This is a genomic window from Gilliamella sp. Choc5-1 (assembly GCF_001690595.1).
In the GTDB taxonomy this organism is placed as follows: domain Bacteria; phylum Pseudomonadota; class Gammaproteobacteria; order Enterobacterales; family Orbaceae; genus Gilliamella; species Gilliamella apicola_M.
In genome coordinates this window covers 1-19,869 of sequence record NZ_LZHH01000096.1, presented here as the reverse complement: position 1 = coordinate 19,869, position 19,869 = coordinate 1, and the positions used below count along the sequence as shown (strand labels likewise).

The window sequence follows — 19,869 nt, the reverse complement described above, 5'->3', positions numbered from 1 at the left end:
TTTCTTGTTTTTTGTTTGATTTATATTAACTTTAATCTCACCTTTAATGTTTGTAGCTTGCTTACGAGTATGTCCTAACTTTACCTCTTTTTTATCATCCGCTAATGACATGACATCGATTTGTGAGTTTGTCTTATTAATTAAGTTTTCACTACCATAAATAGAAGAAAGCAACTTCGTTGCCTGCTCATTTGTTGTATCGGTCGATAAATCACCTAATAAATTAGTATTTACGTTAGCCGTCATTGATAAACTTTGATCAATCTCAATATCACTATGTTGTGCTACATCAAGCAATGCACAATGCATTTGCTCTTGTGGTGCGTTATTAAAAGGATAAATGGCAATAAAAGACATGTTGGCATCGTTGTCATTATCTTCATGTGTTTCATCTTTGCCATTTAGTTTAGTATTAAATAGTTGCTTATCTTGCTCTATTTGGTTTTCGCTAAGTTGCAATAATTGCTGAAAACTATCATTATCGTTAGCCATACCATCGGTTTCAACAAGTTCTGATTGACGAGAAGCGGTAAGGTTTAAATCATTAATCAGATTAATATTCATTTAATATTCTCCTTGCTAATTGTAATTGTGCAAATTCATCTGTCAGTTTTTGTTGTAAACGATTTTGCTGTCGTAAATATTGGTTATGCTGTTTGCTTAGTAATGTGGTATAAGTATTTACATTTTTTTGTGATTGATTAAGGTTTTTTATAATTTGCTTTTGTTTGATATTTAACGATAACAACAATTTTTTTTGTTGCTCAATTCCTTGCTCAATAGAGGCAATAAATAATGTAAAGTTGTTTAACTCATTGCCTTTTATCCCCTCAGATAAGGCATTATTTAATTTTTGTTGATATTCAACATAATAATCCGTTAAAACATTAAGTTGTGATTGTGCATTTTGTTGATTTTCATTCGCTTTTTTTAGCTTCATTAAATTATCGTCGACCGACTTTTGTGCCAGTTTTTTTAATGTAGTAAAAGCTATTTTTGATGAATGTTTATTCACAGCACACTACTCCTAACCAGTTAATTGCGGTGCCACAATGTCCGCCAATTGTTGATAGGCATCTTGATAACTACAGTGTTCGTAAATACCTTGTTGTAAAAATTTTTGCATTGCAGGATATAGCGTTATTGCTTTGTCTAATAAGGGATCGGTACCTGCTACATAAGCACCAACATTAATTAAATCACGGTTTCGTTGAAAGCTTGAAAAAAGTTGCTTAAATAATCGTGATTTTTTTTCGTCTTCCGGTGCAGTTAGGTCGGTCATAACTCGGCTAATTGAGGCTTCAATATCAATAGCTGGATAGTGCCCTGATTCGGCAAGTGCTCGAGATAAGACAATATGCCCATCTAAAATTGCTCGCGCAGAATCAGCAATGGGATCTTGTTGATCATCACCTTCAGTTAATACTGTATAAAAGGCAGTAATTGCGCCTTTACCGCTTTCGTCATTACCAGCTCTTTCAACTAGTGCGGGTAATTTTGCAAATACTGAAGGTGGATATCCTTTAGTCGCAGGAGGCTCGCCAATGGCTAAGGCAATTTCACGTTGTGCCATGGCATAACGTGTTAATGAGTCCATAATCAATAAAACGTTAAATCCTTGATCACGAAAACTTTCAGCAATTTTAGTGGCATAGGCCGCACCTTGTAAGCGCAATAAGGGCGAAACATCAGCGGGGGCAGCAACCACAACCGCTCGTGCTAACCCTTCTTCACCCAATATGTTTTCGATAAAATCTTTTACTTCTCGTCCACGTTCACCAATCAAACCAACAACAATGATATCGGCTTGAGTGTAACGTGCCATCATACCAAGCAAAACACTTTTACCCACACCTGAACCTGCAAATAATCCCATTCGTTGCCCTTGTCCTACGGTCAGTAACGCATTTATGGCTCTTACGCCAACGTCTAATACTTGATGGATTGGCGTTCGTTGTAATGGATTAAGTGATTTACTTGCTAACCCTGCATGCTCAATATGTTCAGGTAAGGGTTTGCCATCTAACGGCTTACCCATGGCATCCACCACTCTACCTAATAACCCCATACCGACAGGCAATACTTTATGGCTAAAGTGTGTTAGATCATATTGTTTAGTATAAACTCGTGCACCTAATAAAATGCCATCCGTTGATTCAAAGGGCATTAAATAAAGTGTTTGATCTTTAAAGCCAACTACTTCGCACTCAACAGGCTCAATCCGTCCTTCTGTTTGTCGTTCAACTAAGCAATTAGATCCTAAAGGTAATTTTAATCCAACCGCTTCAAGGACTAATCCCGACGCTTTAACTAAGCGTCCATATTGACGAATTAAAGATAGAGACTCAAGTCGCTGTGTCGCTTGGATAATTTTATCTGACCATAAAGACGAATGTTTCACGTTAATGATTATCCCTTTTTACACAGTCAGACATGATTTGCCAATGATTATTGATACTTGTATCAATTTCATTGGTGTCAGTAAAAATTTTGCATTCCCCTATTTCAATATTGGGATCGGCAATAAGCTGCCACTGATGTTGCTGGTTTTCTTCATTAAGCATAGGTTCTAACCACTGCAAATCAGTAGGGTTAAGATGTAACGATATAGGTTCTGATAAAATTGGACACTGCTCAACTAATGTTTGTATGGTATGAGTTAACTGTTTTTGTTTTACCTTACCAATACTACCAACTGTTTTTTGTGCAGCAATTAATGCCAAATCAAATAATTTAGGTACAATTAATTCATCAATATCGTTAATTGATTGCTGAAAATTATGTGCTAAATTAGTTATAGCATGAACTGTTTTTTGCTTTTCATCATTCAGTTGCTGCTGAATCTGCTCTCGTCCTTCTTGTTGTCCAAGAAGAAATCCTTGTTCATAACCTGCTTTTTTTCCTTCGTCAAAACCCGCCTCTCGGCCTAAATTAAATCCCTCTTGATAGGCTTGTATTTCTACTTCCTGCTTTAATTGTTCCAATGTTTGTTGGATAACCATGGAATCTGAACTTTCGGTATTAAGTTCTGATTCTGGCTCTGGTTCAACCTCAAGATCAGGCTGTAACACATTAACTTCGGTTTGTTCTATCTCTTCGTTTTCAATTACATTTGATAGCGAGCAGGTAACTAAGTCCTGAAAGTCTAGTGGTTGCCAGTCTAATTTATCGGATTGATTATACGTATTCATCATCACCACTAGTTAAGATCATTTCGCCACTTTCAGCTAATCGACGCGCAATAACCAAAATTTTCTTCTGTTCGGTTTCAACTTGTGATAAGCGTACTGGAGGTCTGTTTTCAAGATCTTCGCGTAAAATTGATGCTGCACGTTGTGACATGTTGCTTAGTAGTTTGTCACGCAATGCTATTGACGCACCTTTTAAGGCTATGATGAGTACTTCATTATCGACCTCTTTGAGTAGACGTTGGATACTTCTATCATCCACTTCAACAAGATTTTCAAATAAGAACATTTCATCAATAATTTTCTGTGCAAGCTCACCATCATAATCACGTAATGAGTTGATAACTTGCTCTTCTTGCTGCGATTTCATTAAGTTAATAATTTCAGCCGCTGTACGGATTCCGCCCATATTATTCAGTTTAATATTTTGACCATGTAATAACGTTGATAACGATGCTGATAACACTTTAAGTGCTGATGGCTCAACACCACCAAACGTGGCTATTCGCAACATAACATCATTACGCAACTCATCATCAAATAGATTTAAAATTTCGGCCGCTAAATCACGATTTAAATGCACTAATATTGTCGCAATAATTTGTGGGTGCTCTTTTTTAACAAGATCAACCGCTCTTGCGGCATCAACAAAGTTCAGCATTTCAAGGCCATCGGTTTCTTCTTCACGATCGGTATTTAATAGATCATCAAGTAAACGTTCGGTTTTTTCAGTACCTATAGATTTTTCAAGTATTGTACGCAAGTATCCATCAGTATCTGTATTTAACACAGCACAATCATCAAGCGTTGCTTGGCTTTCATTAAGTATACTTTTCAACTGTTCTTGAGAAAGTTGAGGCAATGACATCATTGCACTACTAATTTGTTGTACTTCTTTCGAACTTAAATACTGCATCACTTTTGCAGCCAGCTCTTCGCCTAATATCATTAATACGGTGGCAGCTTTTTGAGATTCACTTAAACTCATTATTCTGTGTCCTCCTTATTCATCCAGCCTCGAATTATCAATGCCATAACACGAGGGTCTTTTTCGACAACTTTACGGATGTATTGCTGTTGTTGCATGTTATCTTCAAATATTTTCTGCTGCTGTTTACTGTGCGCTTTATAATCTAATTTTTCCTCAGTAACAGTTGATGCTTCAGCCGCTTTATCGCTAAGAATTAGATATTGTCGCTGTACTTTTATCCATAGTGAACGCAATACTTTTCGCCAAATTAACCAAATGATTAAAATATAAATCAGATACTTACCAATATTTTTAACAGTTTGATAAAACTCATTAGTTTTCCAAAATGTAAGACCGTTATCTTCATCTAATTGTTGATCTGTGAATTTTAAGTTGGCTACAGTGAGCGAATCACCTCGCAAATCTGAAAACCCCATCGCTTGGCGAGCTAACAATTCAATATTTTTAAGTTCATCATTATCTAGCTTTACCCATTGCTGAGTACTTTCTGGCTCCTGACTATCATCTGATTCCGATTTGCTGTCACTGGGTTCGGGTGTGACAAATTTATAATTAACTAAAACGGCAACAGATAAGCGTTTAATTCTTCCTTCAGGTATTTGACTATGTATAACTTGTCGATTTACTTCAAAGTTGACAGTATTATTTGATTGCAGATTGTAAGATTGCTGTTTATCTGTTTTTTCAGTCGATGCGGTTTTTGTTTCATCTGCATCAATCGGCGCACTAGAAGTTGGCACAGGTTGGTTAGATAGAGCACCTGGCACTCCGCCTATACCATAACTATTAGCTGACTGTTGGTTTTCCATTTGTTGCTTACTACGAATTGTTTGATTCGCAATATCACTATTAGGATCATAAGTTTCTGATGTTGATTCTTGTCGGCTAAAATCTACATCAGCATTAACTTGTACTTTAACATTATTTTTACCTAAAATAGGCGTAATAATTTTTTCTACTCGTTGGCGAATACTTTCTTCAATCCGCTCACTAAATTCAAGCTGAGCTACATTTGTGTTTCTATCTCGGTAACCTTCACCAGTTAGCAAATGACCATGTTGATCGATAATAGTGACTTTATCTGCCTGTAATTCAGGAATACTACTTGAAATTAAATGAATAATGGCATCGATTTGACCTTGTGATAAGGTTCGACCTGGTAGTAACGTTAATGCGACAGAAGCTGATGGGGATTTTCGCTCACGAACAAATAACGACGGTTTGGGCATTGCTAAATGCACTCTAGCATCATCTATGCTACTGATAATCGATATTGTTCTGGATAATTCGCCTTCTAATGCGCGTTGGTAATTTATTTGTTCATTGAATTGACTCATACCAAAATTTTCTTTGTCGAGCAGTTCAAAACCAATCGATCCGCCTTTAGGCAATCCTTGCTGTGCAATTCGTAAACGCGTGTCGTAAACTTTGTCTTGTGGAATTAAGATTGTCGAACCAGAGGCAGAAAATCGATAAGAGATATTCATCTTATCAAGTTGGCTAATAATTTCGCCACCATCTTTATCACTTAAATTACTGAATAAAACACTATACGATTCATCTTTAACCCATAAATAGATCAAACTAATAATAGCTATTATAATGACACCAACAATTAACAATGCCATTTTTGTGTTTTGTTTTAACTGATTTAAAAAAGGCAACTTATTTAATATTGACTCACCTTTATTATTGACTGTTTGACTAGTCATAGACACCCTAATTCTAAACTATTTAGATTAACTCGGTGTTATTATCCATGTATTTAAAAAATTCAATGGCAAGAAAAGCGCACAGTTTTCCCCTTACTTAAACCATTTGATTTTTTATTTTTATGTTAAATTTAACATCACTTTGACAGAATAAACAAAACAAATAACCATCAAAATGAATACAATCAATATGTTAAATTCAATTGAGCTGACAAATTTAAATGAATCAGTCTATATTACTGCAAAAGAACACGTTGCTGACAAAAAAAGCTTTGGTTCCGAGCTAAAAACAGCTTTAGATAAAATCAGCCAACTGCAAATACAAGCAAATCAACAAGCTAAAGCTTTTGAGATGGGGGATACTAATATTTCGCTGAACGAGGTAATGGTTAGCATGCAAAAATCATCAGTATCATTGCAGTTTGGCATTCAAGTGCGCAATAAGCTGGTTGCTGCTTATCAAGAAATTATGAATATGAATGTTTAATTAATAACAGCGAATATAATACTCATCCCTTAGTTTTTGTATTTTCTTTCTACAGATAATAACTGTTAATTCTAATCTAAATACGATAATCAACTTATCGCTCGTTTCAAATTTACAACAAGCTCCGCTCATGTTTTTGATGCTTGTTGTATTACTAAATATGTTATTTTCTTTATCAACTGATTGGTCAAAAGACCTCACGATTTTTGCTTTACTTTTAAAAAAAATAACAACATACTGCCATTATTCAATAAAATAATAAACAATACATGAAGGATTTAAAGTGATAACATTAAAAAAAGCTAATATGTCCTTGAATGAAAAACATATCGATTTCCCAACATTAGGGCTACTTACTGTTCTTACTACGCTTGACGGATTTGATATAAAAGATGCAATATATTGTCAGGAAAAGCTTGTTATTTCTGCTTATTTTTATCATAAAAACGAAATGAGTTATAATGTCATATATATCGTTATAGATCTGGATAAAAAAAGTATTCATTATTATCATGAGTTAGATGGAATCCTACCTCAGTTCTTTGTAAGCCCTACAGGTAAGAATTATGTATCTATTACTGTGTACCATCCAGATAAAGACTTAGATATTATATTACCATTATTTGATAGAGAGAATCTTACCTATCCAAAACCCAAGAGACCTATTGTGGGTAATTTTATGGGAATATGTCATAATTTTTCTATTTTCCATAATGTTGATATTTTTTCAGATACAAAACCAGATAAATTGATTGCTGTTGAATTTAAAAATGATGATATAAAAAAAACCTATACCAATAAAATTCCGTTTCCCAAAGATAACACATTATTTATTGATTCTTTGAATAATCAAATCCATCTAATTGCTTATGTTGACAATGTTTGGTTACATCGTCAAATTGATGAAATGGGTAGGGAGTTACAGTCAAGAAATATAAACATAGGAAAACGTTTCTCTCTAATTTGCGTATTGAATTTAAGTTTTACTTACACATCAAATATTTTAGGTATTGATGAAAAAGGTAAATTTTATTTGATTAATGTTTCACCTGAAGGAAAAATAGAACAGGCTCTATTGTTTGATATAGAAAGGCAAATTTATTTTATTTGGGAACCAATAAAAATTGCTGCAGAAACGTTTGTTATCCGATTCACTAATGAAATCGGTAATGGTTGGATTACAATTCAAAATAATCAGGTGATCGAAGCCTTTTCTCAAGAAACCGTAGGTTGCTATATAAACTTGCACACAAAAGAAGTTTTTAAATTATCTACAAAAAAATTAATTATCAGTGATATAGTCAAAATTAAAGATCATAATTATACTGTTGTTTTTTATGGAGAAGAAGAAAGACATACAAATAACAAAGAATTAATTATTTTAAATCGCAATATTGATTAAGGCTGTTTAACGGAATGCTTGGTTGGTTCCTATCGATGAATAAGATTCAAACAAAGCATCCACAAACTTACATTAAACAGGCAATTTTTTGATAGCTACCGATTTTAGTTTGATAATCGGCATGCTTACCGATCAACTCTCTAAGCTGAGAATGACGGGTAATCATTAATTGGGTTAACTGCTGCTGATAGCTAAGTATATTTTTGATATACATTCGAATCAGGTCTTGATGTTGCAATGGCATGTTTTCAATTTTCGAAAAATCATCAACCAACATAATACCTTTCGATAATTGAAGGTATTTCGCCTGCCAACTCAACAATAAATCCCAGTTTTCATTCTGTGCATTAATTAACATTTGTTCAACAACATAGTTGAATTGTTCGTATTGTTCTAATAAATTATTTCCTTGCATAATCATCCTTTTTTACTTAGCAATCTCACGCCACGACTCAGCAATATTGTTAAGTAAATCGAAACAAGTCTGTAATTTTTCTTGATCATTATGCAAATTAGCCAATAACAATTGTTGGCTAATATAGTGATATAAACGTTCTAAATTTTCAGCAATTTCACCGCCTTTTTCTAAATCTAGACAGCTTTTAAGACCATTATCAACAATATTAATCGCTTTAGAAATTGCGTTACCTTTACCAACAATATTACCTTTTTGAATATATAAGCTAGCCAATTTAATTGCATTAAGTGCTCCATCAAATAATAAAACAATCAATTGATGGGGGGATGCTTGGCTAATACGCGTTTCTAAATTCACTTGCTCGTAAGCATGAGAGCCCATTTTATACATTACTATTCTCTATTTTTTTAAATTTGCCATCATATCAAATTGAGTTGTTAAATAATTACTCATGCTATCTAACTCGTTAATTAAAATATCTAATTTGGTAAATTGCACCCGATAACGCTCAATAGTTTGTTCAATAGAATTGCTCACTTGTTCATGGCGTTTATCTAATGACTTTAATGTTGCATTCAAACCATTAGTTGCTGAATCAATCATACCATCACTATCAATAAACCCACTGACTTTAGCAAAAACTTCATTTGCAATTCCTGTGTTTTTACCGTCACCAGTAAACAGTGTTGCGACTGCATCACTGTTTTCACTTAATGCTTTTTTTAAAGCATTTTCATTAATAGTTAACGTACCATTCTTGTCCATATTAATACCTATTTGGGCTAATACCGAAAACTCGCCGGATTGTCCTTTAGAAAATATCGAACGAATGCTTTGATCTATATTACGCAATGTTGCATCCCCAACAAGCGGACCATTACTGCTATTTAATTCCTTGGAATTTTTTTCTTCAGCGGTAAACTGGGTTAATGTTGATATCGTGGACTGTAACTGATTAAATGCCTCTACCCACTCTTTAATTGCCTCTTCGGCTTTTTCATCGTCTGCGGTTATTGCCAAATTTTGGCTTGTTGTTGTGGTCGCTTTTAATGTAATATCAACACCCGCAACCACGTCTTTGACAGTATTAGAGCCACTTGTTATCGCAATACCATTAAACGAAAATTTAGCATCTTGCGCTTTTGAAACTTCAGTCATATGGCTATTGTTTGGCTGATTAATATCAAACCCAATAACTTCATTTAGTTTTTCATCATCAGATGAAATAGCAGTAATGCTTTGTGATTCACCTGTTTCTTTCGAAGTAATAGATAATTGATAACTACCATCTCCAGAGCGAACAACCGCAGCATTCATTGTTGACGAGCTTGTTTTTCCATTTTCATCAACAAATTGAGCATTATTAATGGCGTTGGCGATTGCTTCTAATGAGGTTTCATCTTTAGATAACGTTACATTAAGTTTATCGCCATTTGCTTGTTCAATAGTAATCGTTCGTGTTTCATTATCATTACCTAATTGTGTTGCTTTATCATTGATCGCTGATGTTGCAACACCGTGAGAAGTCGCTAATTGATCAACAGTAACAGCATAATTACCTAATGCCGCTTTACTATTTACTTTTACTGAAAAGTAATCATTATTACCCGTTGTTGTTCGGCTTTGAAACAATTCTTTTTTTTGCAGTTTTGCTGTTGCTGAATTAAATGTAGTTAATGCACTTTTTAATTTACCAAAACCACTAATTTTGGCATTAATCGCCTTTTGTTGCGTAGTGATTGGCACTAGCCGTGTTTTTTCTGCTGCTTCTAATTGATTTAAAATTTCGCCAAGATCAATTCCTGAACCAATCCCTAATGCACTCATTGCCATGATTTAATCCGCCTATAACAATTATTTAATAACTGTTATATCGGCTGTTTTTTCTAAAAATTTAGCATCAAATCAATATTTATTTAATAAAGAACAAACCACTTATTTTTATGGATAAAAAACCACCATTAAAAATTTATTTATAAAAAAATAACATTATGATTTTTTTGTTAATATTAAAGATGTTAGAAATAATTTGCCTATTTTAAAAAAAGATAAATGTTAAAAAAACTAAAGTTCCTTATTTTATTACCGATAAGTTATATATCAGCAAAGATATTGAATAAAACCTCAATATATCGTTGATTTAATTATTTATATTAATGGAGATAAAAATGGCACAAGTAATTAATACTAATACAATGTCTTTAATGGCAAGAAACAACCTTAATAACTCTCAAAGCGTTCTTGGTACAGCAATTGAGCGTCTTTCTTCTGGTATGCGTATTAATAGCGCAAAAGATGATGCGGCAGGTCAAGCAATTGCTAACCGTTTTTCATCAAACATCAAAGGATTAACACAAGCTGCTCGTAATGCAAATGATGGCATTTCACTTGCACAAACTACTGAAGGTGCATTAAACGAAATCAACAACAACGTACAACGTATTCGTGAATTAACTGTTCAAGCGGCAAATGGCACCAACTCTGAAAGTGATTTAGTTTCAATTCAAAATGAAATTGATCAACGTTTAGATGAAATTGATCGTGTTTCAAAACAAACTGATTTCAATGGTTCTAAAGTATTATCTGAAGATAAAACACTAAAAATCCAAGTAGGTGCAAACGACGGTGAAACCATTGAAATCAATTTGAAAAAAATTGATAGCACAGAGCTTGGCTTAGACGGATTCAAGGTTTCTAATACACCAACAGTAGATCCATTAAAAACTATTGATGAAGCATTATCAAAAATCGATGCATTACGAGGACAACTTGGTGCGGTACAAAACCGTTTCGAATCAACAGTAACAAACATCAACAATACTGTAAATAACTTAAGTTCTGCTCGTAGCCGAATTGAAGATGCAGATTATGCAACTGAAGTATCAAACATGACTCGTGGTCAAATTTTACAACAAGCAGGTACATCAGTATTAGCACAAGCTAACCAAGTACCACAATCTGTACTGTCTTTATTACAGTAATTCTGATCATTCATTTTTGGTCATTCTAACTTTATCATATAGTCATAACGGTGTTTTTATCATACCGTTATGACTAATATTTATAATTAGCTATTTTTTATCCCTTTATTCTGCCCATTAAATTTATCAACTATCGTCATAATACTATTAAGCATTTTTTTAACATTGGTTCAAAAATGGATAATAGCTTATATAACTCGCATGGCGTAATAAACCAAATCGATTGGAAACAGTATATTCATTTAGTTCGTAATGAAGCTTTAAAACTAGCTGTTCGTTTACCTACAACGGTTGAACTTGATGATTTATTACAAGTTGGCTATATCGGTTTATTAGACACAATAAAGCGTTATGACAAATCGCAAGGAAACACCTTTGCGACTTTTGCTATACCAAGAATCAAAGGTGCAATGCTTGATGAGTTACGTAATCGTGATTGGTTACCAAGGAAAACTCGAAAACAGATTAAAGATGTCACAACCGCAATAAATGAGTTAGAACAAAAGCTAGGTACACCCCCTAACGATGAGCAAATTGCCCAATATTTAAAATTATCAATTAGTGAATATCGAAAAATATTATTAGATTCAAACTGTAGTCAAATATGCTCATATGATGAAATCCATAAAAAACTTGGCGATAACATTGATGCCATTATTGAAAATGAAGAAGATAATAACCCTTTTTTAGCCATAATAGATGAAGAAATTCGTAACACCGTTATTCAGCAAATAGAAAACTTGCCCCAGAAAGAAAAGCTCGTTTTATCGCTTTATTACCAAGAAGATCTCAATTTAAAAGAGATTGGTAAAGTCTTGAATATTAGTGAATCAAGAGTAAGCCAATTACATAGTCAAGCAATAAAAAGAATACAAAGTAAAGTCAGTTTTTAGTAAAAATAAAAAAATAAATTAAATAAAACGTAATTAATCGAAAACAAATTGAAATTATTTTTTTATTGACCTTTTACATTTAAAAATGTAACTTTATGCGTGAAAAAAAATTGTTATGTTTTATTTTTACTAATTATTCGTTTTTTTACGCGAACAAATTTAATACAAATTGGTGACTAAATTGGGAAATATACTAGATGAGGATATTCTTAAATGTATACATCATTTAAATTTATCAACTCTACTGTTAAGCCAGCGAATGCTTGAAAAAGATAAAGTAATGGCAATGTATCGATTAGGTATTGATGAAGAAACAGCAGACATACTGAGTAATTTAAGTACCTCTCAAATGCTGGTTTTATCAGAAACCAATCAATTAACATTTCAGCTACGGTTTGAAAACGCAGAAATGATCAAAAAACTTACAGAAGAATCCCGCGTTAGAGATATAAAGCAGATGCATACAGGGATTCTTTTATCAAGTTTGTTATTAGATTCAATGAATAAGTAGCTAAGGAATAAAAATGACAGGTACAAGTATTATTCAAAAATATCAGGAAACCGAACTCGCCATCAAATTAATTTCCCTTGGCGGTAGGATTCAAATGTTAGAAAGTGAAACTAATTTAAGCCGAAATAAACTTATCAAGCTTTATAAAGAGATTCAAGGTTGTCCTCCTCCTAAAGGCTTATTACCTTTTTCAACCTCGTGGTTTATGACATGGGAACCGAATATCCATGCTAGTATTTTTTATAACGCTTATGCTTTTTTAGTTAAACATGGCCTAAAATCAGGCATTCAAACTATTTTAAAAGCTTATCAGCTTTATTTAGAACAATGCCAATTTTTAAATAAAGATGAACCTGTTTTAGGGTTAACTCGAGCTTGGATTCTGGTCAAATTTGTTGAAAAAAATATCATGCAACAATCATGTTGCACTGCATGCCAAGGCCTTTTTATTACACATGCCTACCACCCTGAAAACACGTTTACCTGCAGTTTATGTCAACCGCCATCAAGAGCAGATAAAAACAAAAAGACACAAAAAGAGAATAACGAAAAGTGTCTGAAAGTATTATCAAAACCAAGTTATTTCAATTCATCAATTGCCAAACAGATACCTGCTTAAATAAATATCAAAGCAACTCAACTGTTATTTTATGGAGAAAAAAGAAAGTCAATGCTAATAATTATAGGGTATATTGTCGTCATTGCCTCGGCACTCGTTGGTTACGTGCTTAGTGGTGGCTATTTAGCTGTGCTGTTTCAACCACTGGAATTATTAATTATTGGTGGTGCTGCAATTGGTGCTTTTATTGTCAGTAATGAACAAAAAACGATAAAAGCAACACTCAAATCGCTAGGGTCATTATTTAAAACATCTAAATATAATAAAAACCTGTATCTAACACTGATCAATTTTATGTACACCATTTTAACTAAAATCCGCCAAAATGGGGGGTTATCAATTGAAGCAGATATTGATAATCCGCATGAAAGCGAATTGTTTAAACAATACCCACTTATTTTATCTAACCCTAGAATATGCGATTTTATCACCGATTATTTACGACTTATGATCAGTGGCAATATGGACGTTTTTGAAATCGAAACACTAATGAGTGAAGAGATCGAAACATTTGTTCATGAACTAGAAAAACCAGTTGATGCTATTTCAAGTATTGGTGATGGATTACCCGCATTTGGGATTGTTGCAGCAGTAATGGGGGTTATTAATACACTTGCACAAGCAGACAGGCCAGCAAGTGAGCTTGGCGAGCTTATTGCACATGCGATGGTCGGTACTTTTTTAGGGATCTTACTTGCTTATGGATTTGTTTCTCCATTAGCCGCTTTATTGAAACAAAGAAACGCCGACGTAGTCAAAATATTAGAATGTACAAAAACCATACTAATTGCCGGCATGCATGATTATTCACCACAAATTTGTATCGAATTTGGGCGAAAAACAATCTTTTCTCATGAAAGACCGTCATTTTTTGAATTAGAAAAATATATTCAAGAAATTAAAGATAAAAATATCAATAAAAATAACGAGTAATGAAAGATAAATCTATAAGAATAATTGTTAAAAAAAAATCAGGACATGGTGGTGGGCATCATGGTGGTTCATGGAAAATTGCCTATGCCGATTTTATGACCGCAATGATGGCACTGTTTTTAGTCATGTGGTTAATTTCAACATCAACACCACAAGAGTTAAAAGGCATTGCGGAATACTTTAGAACACCCTTAATTCTTGGCTACAATGGTGGAAAAAACATTAGCGACAGCGAAAGCCCTATTCCTGGCGGTGGTGATGATGTGACTCAACAGCTTGGTGAAGAAAAAAATGATGCTTTGTCACAGAATGAATTTGAAAAAAAACAACTTGAAAAAATACAGATGATTGAAGCGGCACGAAAAATTTATGATATTTTCGATCTTGATGAAAAATTAAAAAAATTAGCGCCTAATCTTATTATTGAATTAACTGAAATGGGGTTACGAATTCAAATCTTAGCCTCTGACGATAAACCAATGTTTGATGTAGGTAGTGCTACAATTGATCCTAATATGCAAGAAATTCTGAGAACTTTAGCACCGATTATCAATTCATTACCCAATAAAATCACTTTATCAGGTCATACTGATGAACGGCAATATTCAACAGGCGATCGAGGGTATAGCAACTGGGAATTATCAGCCGATAGAGCCAATTCATCAAGAAGAGAGCTTATTGCTGGCGGTTTAGATTCAAGCAAAATTACTCGTATTATTGCCCTAGCCGATACAGTAAGTTTAAACAATCCAAACTACAGTAAAGATGCCAACCGTCGTATTAGCATCTTAATTTTAAATAAAACCGCGCAAGAATATATTGAGGCCGAAAACAACATGACAGGTATTGATTTTTTAAAACAAACCCAATCCATTAGCGAGCAATAATCAAAAGATAAACCATCCATGGCATTATCTAAAAAATAATTAAAGTTTTGGTAACTTGCGCCGATATAAAAGGTAACCTGTTCGTTTAATAATAATATTATTAACTGAAACCATAAATTTAGGAGTTTTTATGACAAATTCATTGATGAATACTGGTATTAGTGGATTAAATGCTGCACAAAATATGCTTAATGTAATAAGCAATAATATTAGTAATGCCCATACCACAGGTTACAATCGTCAACAGCAAATTTTACGTCAAGCAAATGGAACTCAACATAGTTTTGGTTTTGTGGGTAATGGTGTTTCGGTTTCATCGGTGAACCGTGCCTTTAACAACTTTGTGGTTGGACAACTGCGTCAATCACAATCGCAAAGCGGTTCAATTAAAGCTTATTATAATGAATTATCAAAAGTCGATAATCTATTGGCAGAAAATGACAATAGTATTTCATCACAACTCAACAACCTTTTTGCAAGTTTAAATAAACTGGCTTCAAATGCAGGTGATGCATCGACAAAACAAACAGTGATAAGTGATTTGGCATCGTTAACTAGCCAATTTAATAAGACAGAAAAAAACTTAAAAAATCAAATCGCTAATATTAATACTGAATTAAGCAGTAATGTAGATAAAATCAACACCTATACTCAGCAAATTGCTGATCTCAATCAAAAAATATCACAACTACAATCAGTGGGTAACGGACTTGAACCCAACGCATTACTTGATCAACGTGATCAACTTGTTAATGAACTGAGTGAAATCATTGGTATTACCGTTACTGAGCAAAATGGACAATATAACTTATCCTTAGCCAATGGTCTAAATTTAGTTCAAGGTTCTTCTATAAATTTATTATCAGTTCAACCTTCAGCAGACGATCCCACGTTAAATACAATTATTTATACGCATCATTCAGGCGCAACACAAGAATTAACGAGTCAGAACATCACATCAGGCTCATTAAATGGTCTGTTAACCTTTCGTGAAGGTCCTTTAACCGATGCACGTAATCAATTAGGTTTAATTGCTCTCAATTTAGCTGAACGCTTTAACGAAGTGCATATGTCGGGTATTGATATTAATGGTAATCAAGGCGAAAAATTATTTAATTACAACCACCCTAGTTGTATCACCAATACTAAAAATCAAGGTAATGCCACGGCTAAAATCGAGTTTACATCGTTTACAGATGTAAAAGCATCTGATTACAAAATAGAATTTAATGGCAAAGATTGGGTTGTTACAAGATTATCCGATCATCAACAAATAACCCCAAAAATTGAAGGGGATAAATTGCTCTTTGATGGTCTGTCTATTGAAATAAGCGGTAACGCTGTAAGTGGTGACTCTTTTATGATTAAACCCGTGGCAGATATTGCTTCGTCATTAGAACTGTTGGTTAAAGATGTCAATAAACTAGCAACAGGATTTGATGACGAAGAAAATGGCGCAGGCGATAATCGTAATGTCGCTAAATTATTAGAAATCCAACATGAAAAACTTGTCAATGGTACAACAACCTTAAAAAGCGCTTATACAACCTTAGTGAGTTACATTGGTAGCGAAACTCAAACAGCTAAAGTTTCATCCCAATCAACGCAAAATATAACTCAACAAATTTATGAGCAAAATCAATCAATATCTGGGGTCAATCTTGAAGAAGAATATATCTCAATGCAAGTTTATATGCAGTACTACCAAGCGAATGCAAAAGTGATTGATGCGGCAACAACACTATTTGATACCATTTTAAGTTTAACTAAATGATAAAAGGATAAAAAATGCGCCTTAGTACAAACTCACTTTATCAAAAAAATACACAAAGTATTTTAAATACTAACAGCAAATGGCAAAAATCCGGTTTACATCTAGCAACAGGAAAAAAAATTTTAACGCCTTCAGATGATCCTATGGGGGCAGCACAGTCATTAATATTAAAACAAGCGCAAGCTCAAAATGAACAATTTCAAGCTACGCGCGAAAGTACTGAAAAAACACTAAGTCGCCAAGATACGCTTTTGTCGGAAATCAACACCGTCATTCAATCAATTCAAGAAACCTTAGTTTATGCCGCTAATGAAACATTAAATGAAGAAAATAGGCTAGATATTGCCAATAAATTACAAGGTTTAAAAGATCAACTATTTTCGTTAGCTAACTCAAAAGACACAAATGGTAACTACATTTTCGCTGGCAAAAAGAATGACACACCTCCTTTTATAAAAAATGAATCAGGCGAAGTCACTTATATTGGCGGAAGTACCTCTATTAATGTTTTAATTGATGATTCGAGAGAGGTATCGGCAAGTTTTACAGGTATTCAAGTATTTATGACTGATGCCAATGTCAAAAATGCCGATGGTTCACCAGCAGAAAGCAATATTTTTGCCAGTATTGATTATGCACTCGATGCATTAAAAGCAGACTTAAATTATGATGATGAAAAAAGTGTTGAAGCATTTAGAGAAGGGTTATCAAAAGCTCGCAATGGTGTCGATAATTCATTTAGCAATATTTCAACGCTTAGGGCAGAAGGTGGCTCGGTATTATCTGAAGTAAACAGACTAATCACACTAGGCAAAACATTAGATATTGAATTCCAAACACAAATTAGTCAGTTTGAAGATGTAGATTGGTATGATGCCATTTCAGAATACGCCATACTACAAGCAAATTTACAAGCTGCACAATACACCTTTATGACAATGCAAAGTATGTCACTGTTTCAAATGAAATAAGCATTGCATGCTGATTTGTGCAACGTGATCTTACCCCCCTAAAATAATTCATCCCCTATAGGAGGCTTAACGCCTCCTTTTTTGCAGAAATGCTCAATAAGTAATTCTATAGCATGCTAGATAAGCAATCAATGTAATTATATAATTAACATAAAAAAACAACCCAAAAACACTAATAAAATCAATTGGTTTTTTGAATAATTTTTATCATTATTAGCTTTGGTTCCTTTCATAGCCCAAGGTATAACCATAGGAGGTGATCGATGGGTCGGCGTAAGGCATAGGCGTAATAACTCCCATCTTCTAACGGTTCGACCACCACTTCGACCTGATCGCCATTGCGGAAAAATGCCCAGCAAAAAATGCCGTGTACGGTTCATTCGCCCTGTTTACAGCTTATGCTTATTGATATAAGCATAAACGATTACATTCTTCGTTAGACTACTTGCCTCCCGTTGAATTTAAAAAACACTTACTCCTTAATTTTTTTGTTTGAAAATGTGTTGCCATTCCATATTTATTCGTTTTCAAAAGAACTTTCCCTTATTCTAATGCTATTAGTGATTTCTCGCCAAATGACCATAAGTTGCTTTTCACTGTATTCTTGTGTTTCATCATCGGGGATTTTGTAGTACATTTCTAAACGTAATTGTGGCGTTTTATAGGTTGGGTCGGTCATATGGATCCCTAGCGAAAATACATATCCCCAATCATCGGAATAGAAGCCTTCTTCATTAAGGAGAAATTGCCCTTTTGCTATCCACTCTTCTAGCAGTAACCCATTACTCTCACGCGTCCCTTTATAGATAGTATGTCCTCGTCCCTGTGTAACATAACCTTCTGGCTTATCAAGTAATGCATTACCTTCTTTAAAATCGTTATAATCGATACTAAAATAAAAATTATTGATTGTATTATGCCAATAGATAAACCCCATATCTTTCCATTCACGATCTTCTCCTTGCATAAAACCGTGCAAAAAACAAAAACCAGGGGTGGTTGGGATAGTTAAATCATCACGAGTTTGAATTCGTTCAAACAGTTTATGTAATTCAGCTAATTTTTGTGGCACGTTATTACCATACAAGTGGGGAGAACTTTGACGATCTGCATCGTACTTTTTAGATAAGCCATTACGCGCTTTCATTTGAATTTTTAAAGTGACTTCATCCTGCCAGCGATATCCTTCCAATATTCTGGCGACATCCGGTGTACCAATACTTTCCATACGTTCAAAAATAATGCCTTGCATTTTATCGGGGTTATGGGTGTGCACTGGATACACGTGTTTTAGATAATTGCCATCAAGCGGATCAACCGGTTTAGTATTTCGCAACTCTTGCTCACGCCGAGCTATCATCTGTTTAAAAGGGGGTAAGTATTGTTGCTTTGTGGCAATGGTTATAATAGGATTACTTTGGTAATCAAAATATCCCTCTTCATTGACTTTAAATTCAATCGGTAAGTCGATTAAATAGGTGCCAATACAGCGTGTTGATGTATTTGATAGTAACGCAGCCACTGGCTGCTGCGCTTTGGGTGGTAATGTAATTGTTTGAATATTCTTGCTAAATACCTGACAACTGGTTGATACGGTTAGCGCGAATAGACCAACAATAAAACAGTAATATTTATTCGTTTTCAAAAGAACTTTCCCTTATTCTAATGCTATTAGTGATTTCTCGCCAAATGACCATAAGTTGCTTTTCACTGTATTCTTGTGTTTCATCATCGGGGATTTTGTAGTACATTTCTAAACGTAATTGTGGCGTTTTATAGGTTGGGTCGGTCATATGGATCCCTAGCGAAAATACATATCCCAAATCATCGGAATCGAAGCCTTCTTCATTAAGGAAAAATTGCCCTTTTGCTATCCACTCTTCTAGCAGTAACCCATTACTCTCACGCGTCCCTTTATAGAGAGTATGTCCTCGGCCTTGCGTAACATAACCTTCTGGCTTATCAAGTAATGCATTACCTTCTTTAAAATCGTTATAATCGATACTAAAATAGAAATCCTCTATTGTATTGTGTCTATAGGTAAATCCGATATCTTTCCATTCACGATCTTCTCCTTGCATAAAACCGTGCAAAAAACAAAA

Annotated in this window: 21 protein-coding genes; 10 read left to right on the top strand and 11 right to left on the bottom strand. The window is 34.1% G+C overall.

The window, feature by feature from the left end; genetic code table 11:
• From A9G35_RS08520 to fliF, 6 genes are all read right to left on the bottom strand, one after another.
• Positions 1–564: hypothetical protein (locus A9G35_RS08520; protein WP_141673842.1), on the bottom strand; the 564-nt coding region annotated here is incomplete at its 3' end.
• Positions 554–1,015 (bottom strand): flagellar export protein FliJ, encoded by a 462-nt coding sequence (gene fliJ, locus A9G35_RS08515; protein WP_081300074.1) that lies wholly within the window; start codon positions 1,013–1,015, stop codon positions 554–556. The genes A9G35_RS08520 and fliJ, both read right to left, overlap by 11 nt.
• Before the next feature lie 12 nt (positions 1,016–1,027).
• A complete protein-coding gene (gene fliI, locus A9G35_RS08510) occupies positions 1,028–2,371 on the bottom strand; it encodes a flagellar protein export ATPase FliI (protein WP_065636501.1) in 1,344 nt (447 codons plus the stop codon).
• A gap of 31 nt (positions 2,372–2,402) precedes the next feature.
• Complete coding sequence (locus tag A9G35_RS08505; RefSeq protein ID WP_065636498.1) at positions 2,403–3,191, bottom strand: flagellar assembly protein FliH; 789 nt, start codon at positions 3,189–3,191, stop codon at positions 2,403–2,405.
• On the bottom strand, positions 3,178–4,176 hold the full coding sequence (fliG, locus tag A9G35_RS08500; RefSeq protein ID WP_065636497.1) for a flagellar motor switch protein FliG: 999 nt from the start codon (positions 4,174–4,176) through the stop codon (positions 3,178–3,180). The genes A9G35_RS08505 and fliG overlap by 14 nt, the downstream gene beginning before the upstream one ends.
• Positions 4,176–5,891: a flagellar basal-body MS-ring/collar protein FliF gene (fliF, locus tag A9G35_RS08495; protein WP_065636496.1), complete on the bottom strand. Its 1,716-nt coding sequence runs from the start codon at positions 5,889–5,891 to the stop codon at positions 4,176–4,178. The genes fliG and fliF overlap by 1 nt, the downstream gene beginning before the upstream one ends.
• A gap of 190 nt (positions 5,892–6,081) precedes the next feature.
• On the opposite strand from fliF, the gene fliE reads away from it, so the two are divergent.
• Both fliE and A9G35_RS08485 read left to right on the top strand, forming a co-directional pair.
• Positions 6,082–6,378 carry a flagellar hook-basal body complex protein FliE gene (gene fliE / locus A9G35_RS08490; protein ID WP_218057241.1) on the top strand — a complete coding sequence of 99 codons (297 nt, stop codon included), beginning with the start codon at positions 6,082–6,084 and terminating at the stop codon, positions 6,376–6,378.
• A 283-nt stretch (positions 6,379–6,661) separates the two neighbouring features.
• Positions 6,662–7,780 (top strand): hypothetical protein, encoded by a 1,119-nt coding sequence (locus tag A9G35_RS08485; RefSeq protein ID WP_081300176.1) that lies wholly within the window; start codon positions 6,662–6,664, stop codon positions 7,778–7,780.
• A gap of 67 nt (positions 7,781–7,847) precedes the next feature.
• On the opposite strand, the gene A9G35_RS08480 is transcribed toward A9G35_RS08485, so the two are convergent.
• From A9G35_RS08480 to fliD, 3 genes are read right to left on the bottom strand one after another with little or no spacing between them, the layout of a single operon-like run.
• Entirely contained in the window at positions 7,848–8,195 is a 348-nt protein-coding gene (locus A9G35_RS08480; protein WP_065636494.1) for a hypothetical protein, read from the bottom strand.
• Between the two features lie 12 nt (positions 8,196–8,207).
• The gene (gene fliS, locus A9G35_RS08475) at positions 8,208–8,588 is read right to left on the bottom strand and encodes a flagellar export chaperone FliS (protein ID WP_065636493.1); all 381 of its coding nucleotides are present in this window, start codon (positions 8,586–8,588) and stop codon (positions 8,208–8,210) included.
• 9 nt (positions 8,589–8,597) lie between these two features.
• Positions 8,598–10,031, bottom strand: a complete 1,434-nt coding sequence (fliD, locus tag A9G35_RS08470) for a flagellar filament capping protein FliD (protein ID WP_081300175.1) — start codon at positions 10,029–10,031, stop codon at positions 8,598–8,600.
• A 335-nt stretch (positions 10,032–10,366) separates the two neighbouring features.
• On the opposite strand from fliD, the gene A9G35_RS08465 reads away from it, so the two are divergent.
• The 8 genes from A9G35_RS08465 to flgL all read left to right on the top strand — a co-directional run bounded on the left by A9G35_RS08465 (position 10,367) and on the right by flgL (position 17,767).
• Entirely contained in the window at positions 10,367–11,179 is an 813-nt protein-coding gene (locus tag A9G35_RS08465) for a flagellin N-terminal helical domain-containing protein (protein ID WP_065636491.1), read from the top strand.
• Between the two features lie 176 nt (positions 11,180–11,355).
• The gene (locus A9G35_RS08460) at positions 11,356–12,072 is read left to right on the top strand and encodes an RNA polymerase sigma factor FliA (RefSeq protein WP_065636490.1); all 717 of its coding nucleotides are present in this window, start codon (positions 11,356–11,358) and stop codon (positions 12,070–12,072) included.
• 190 nt (positions 12,073–12,262) lie between these two features.
• Positions 12,263–12,583, top strand: a complete 321-nt coding sequence (gene flhD, locus A9G35_RS08455; protein ID WP_065636499.1) for a flagellar transcriptional regulator FlhD — start codon at positions 12,263–12,265, stop codon at positions 12,581–12,583.
• A 13-nt stretch (positions 12,584–12,596) separates the two neighbouring features.
• The gene (flhC, locus tag A9G35_RS08450; protein ID WP_065636489.1) at positions 12,597–13,202 is read left to right on the top strand and encodes a flagellar transcriptional regulator FlhC; all 606 of its coding nucleotides are present in this window, start codon (positions 12,597–12,599) and stop codon (positions 13,200–13,202) included.
• Positions 13,203–13,253: 51 nt separating this feature from the next.
• Positions 13,254–14,135: a flagellar motor stator protein MotA gene (motA, locus tag A9G35_RS08445; RefSeq protein ID WP_065636488.1), complete on the top strand. Its 882-nt coding sequence runs from the start codon at positions 13,254–13,256 to the stop codon at positions 14,133–14,135.
• Complete coding sequence (gene motB, locus A9G35_RS08440; RefSeq protein WP_065636487.1) at positions 14,135–15,022, top strand: flagellar motor protein MotB; 888 nt, start codon at positions 14,135–14,137, stop codon at positions 15,020–15,022. The genes motA and motB overlap by 1 nt, the downstream gene beginning before the upstream one ends.
• Before the next feature lie 130 nt (positions 15,023–15,152).
• Positions 15,153–16,796, top strand: coding sequence for a flagellar hook-associated protein FlgK (gene flgK / locus A9G35_RS08435; RefSeq protein WP_065636486.1), 1,644 nt, complete (start codon positions 15,153–15,155; stop codon positions 16,794–16,796).
• A 14-nt stretch (positions 16,797–16,810) separates the two neighbouring features.
• Positions 16,811–17,767 (top strand): flagellar hook-associated protein FlgL, encoded by a 957-nt coding sequence (flgL, locus tag A9G35_RS08430; protein WP_065636485.1) that lies wholly within the window; start codon positions 16,811–16,813, stop codon positions 17,765–17,767.
• A gap of 517 nt (positions 17,768–18,284) precedes the next feature.
• On the opposite strand, the gene A9G35_RS08420 is transcribed toward flgL, so the two are convergent.
• Together A9G35_RS08420 and A9G35_RS13530 are read right to left on the bottom strand one after the other, a co-directional pair.
• Complete coding sequence (locus A9G35_RS08420; protein WP_065636483.1) at positions 18,285–19,412, bottom strand: T6SS immunity protein Tli4 family protein; 1,128 nt, start codon at positions 19,410–19,412, stop codon at positions 18,285–18,287.
• A partial coding sequence (locus A9G35_RS13530; protein WP_218057240.1) for a T6SS immunity protein Tli4 family protein occupies positions 19,399–19,869 on the bottom strand: 471 nt, incomplete at its 5' end. The genes A9G35_RS08420 and A9G35_RS13530, both read right to left, overlap by 14 nt.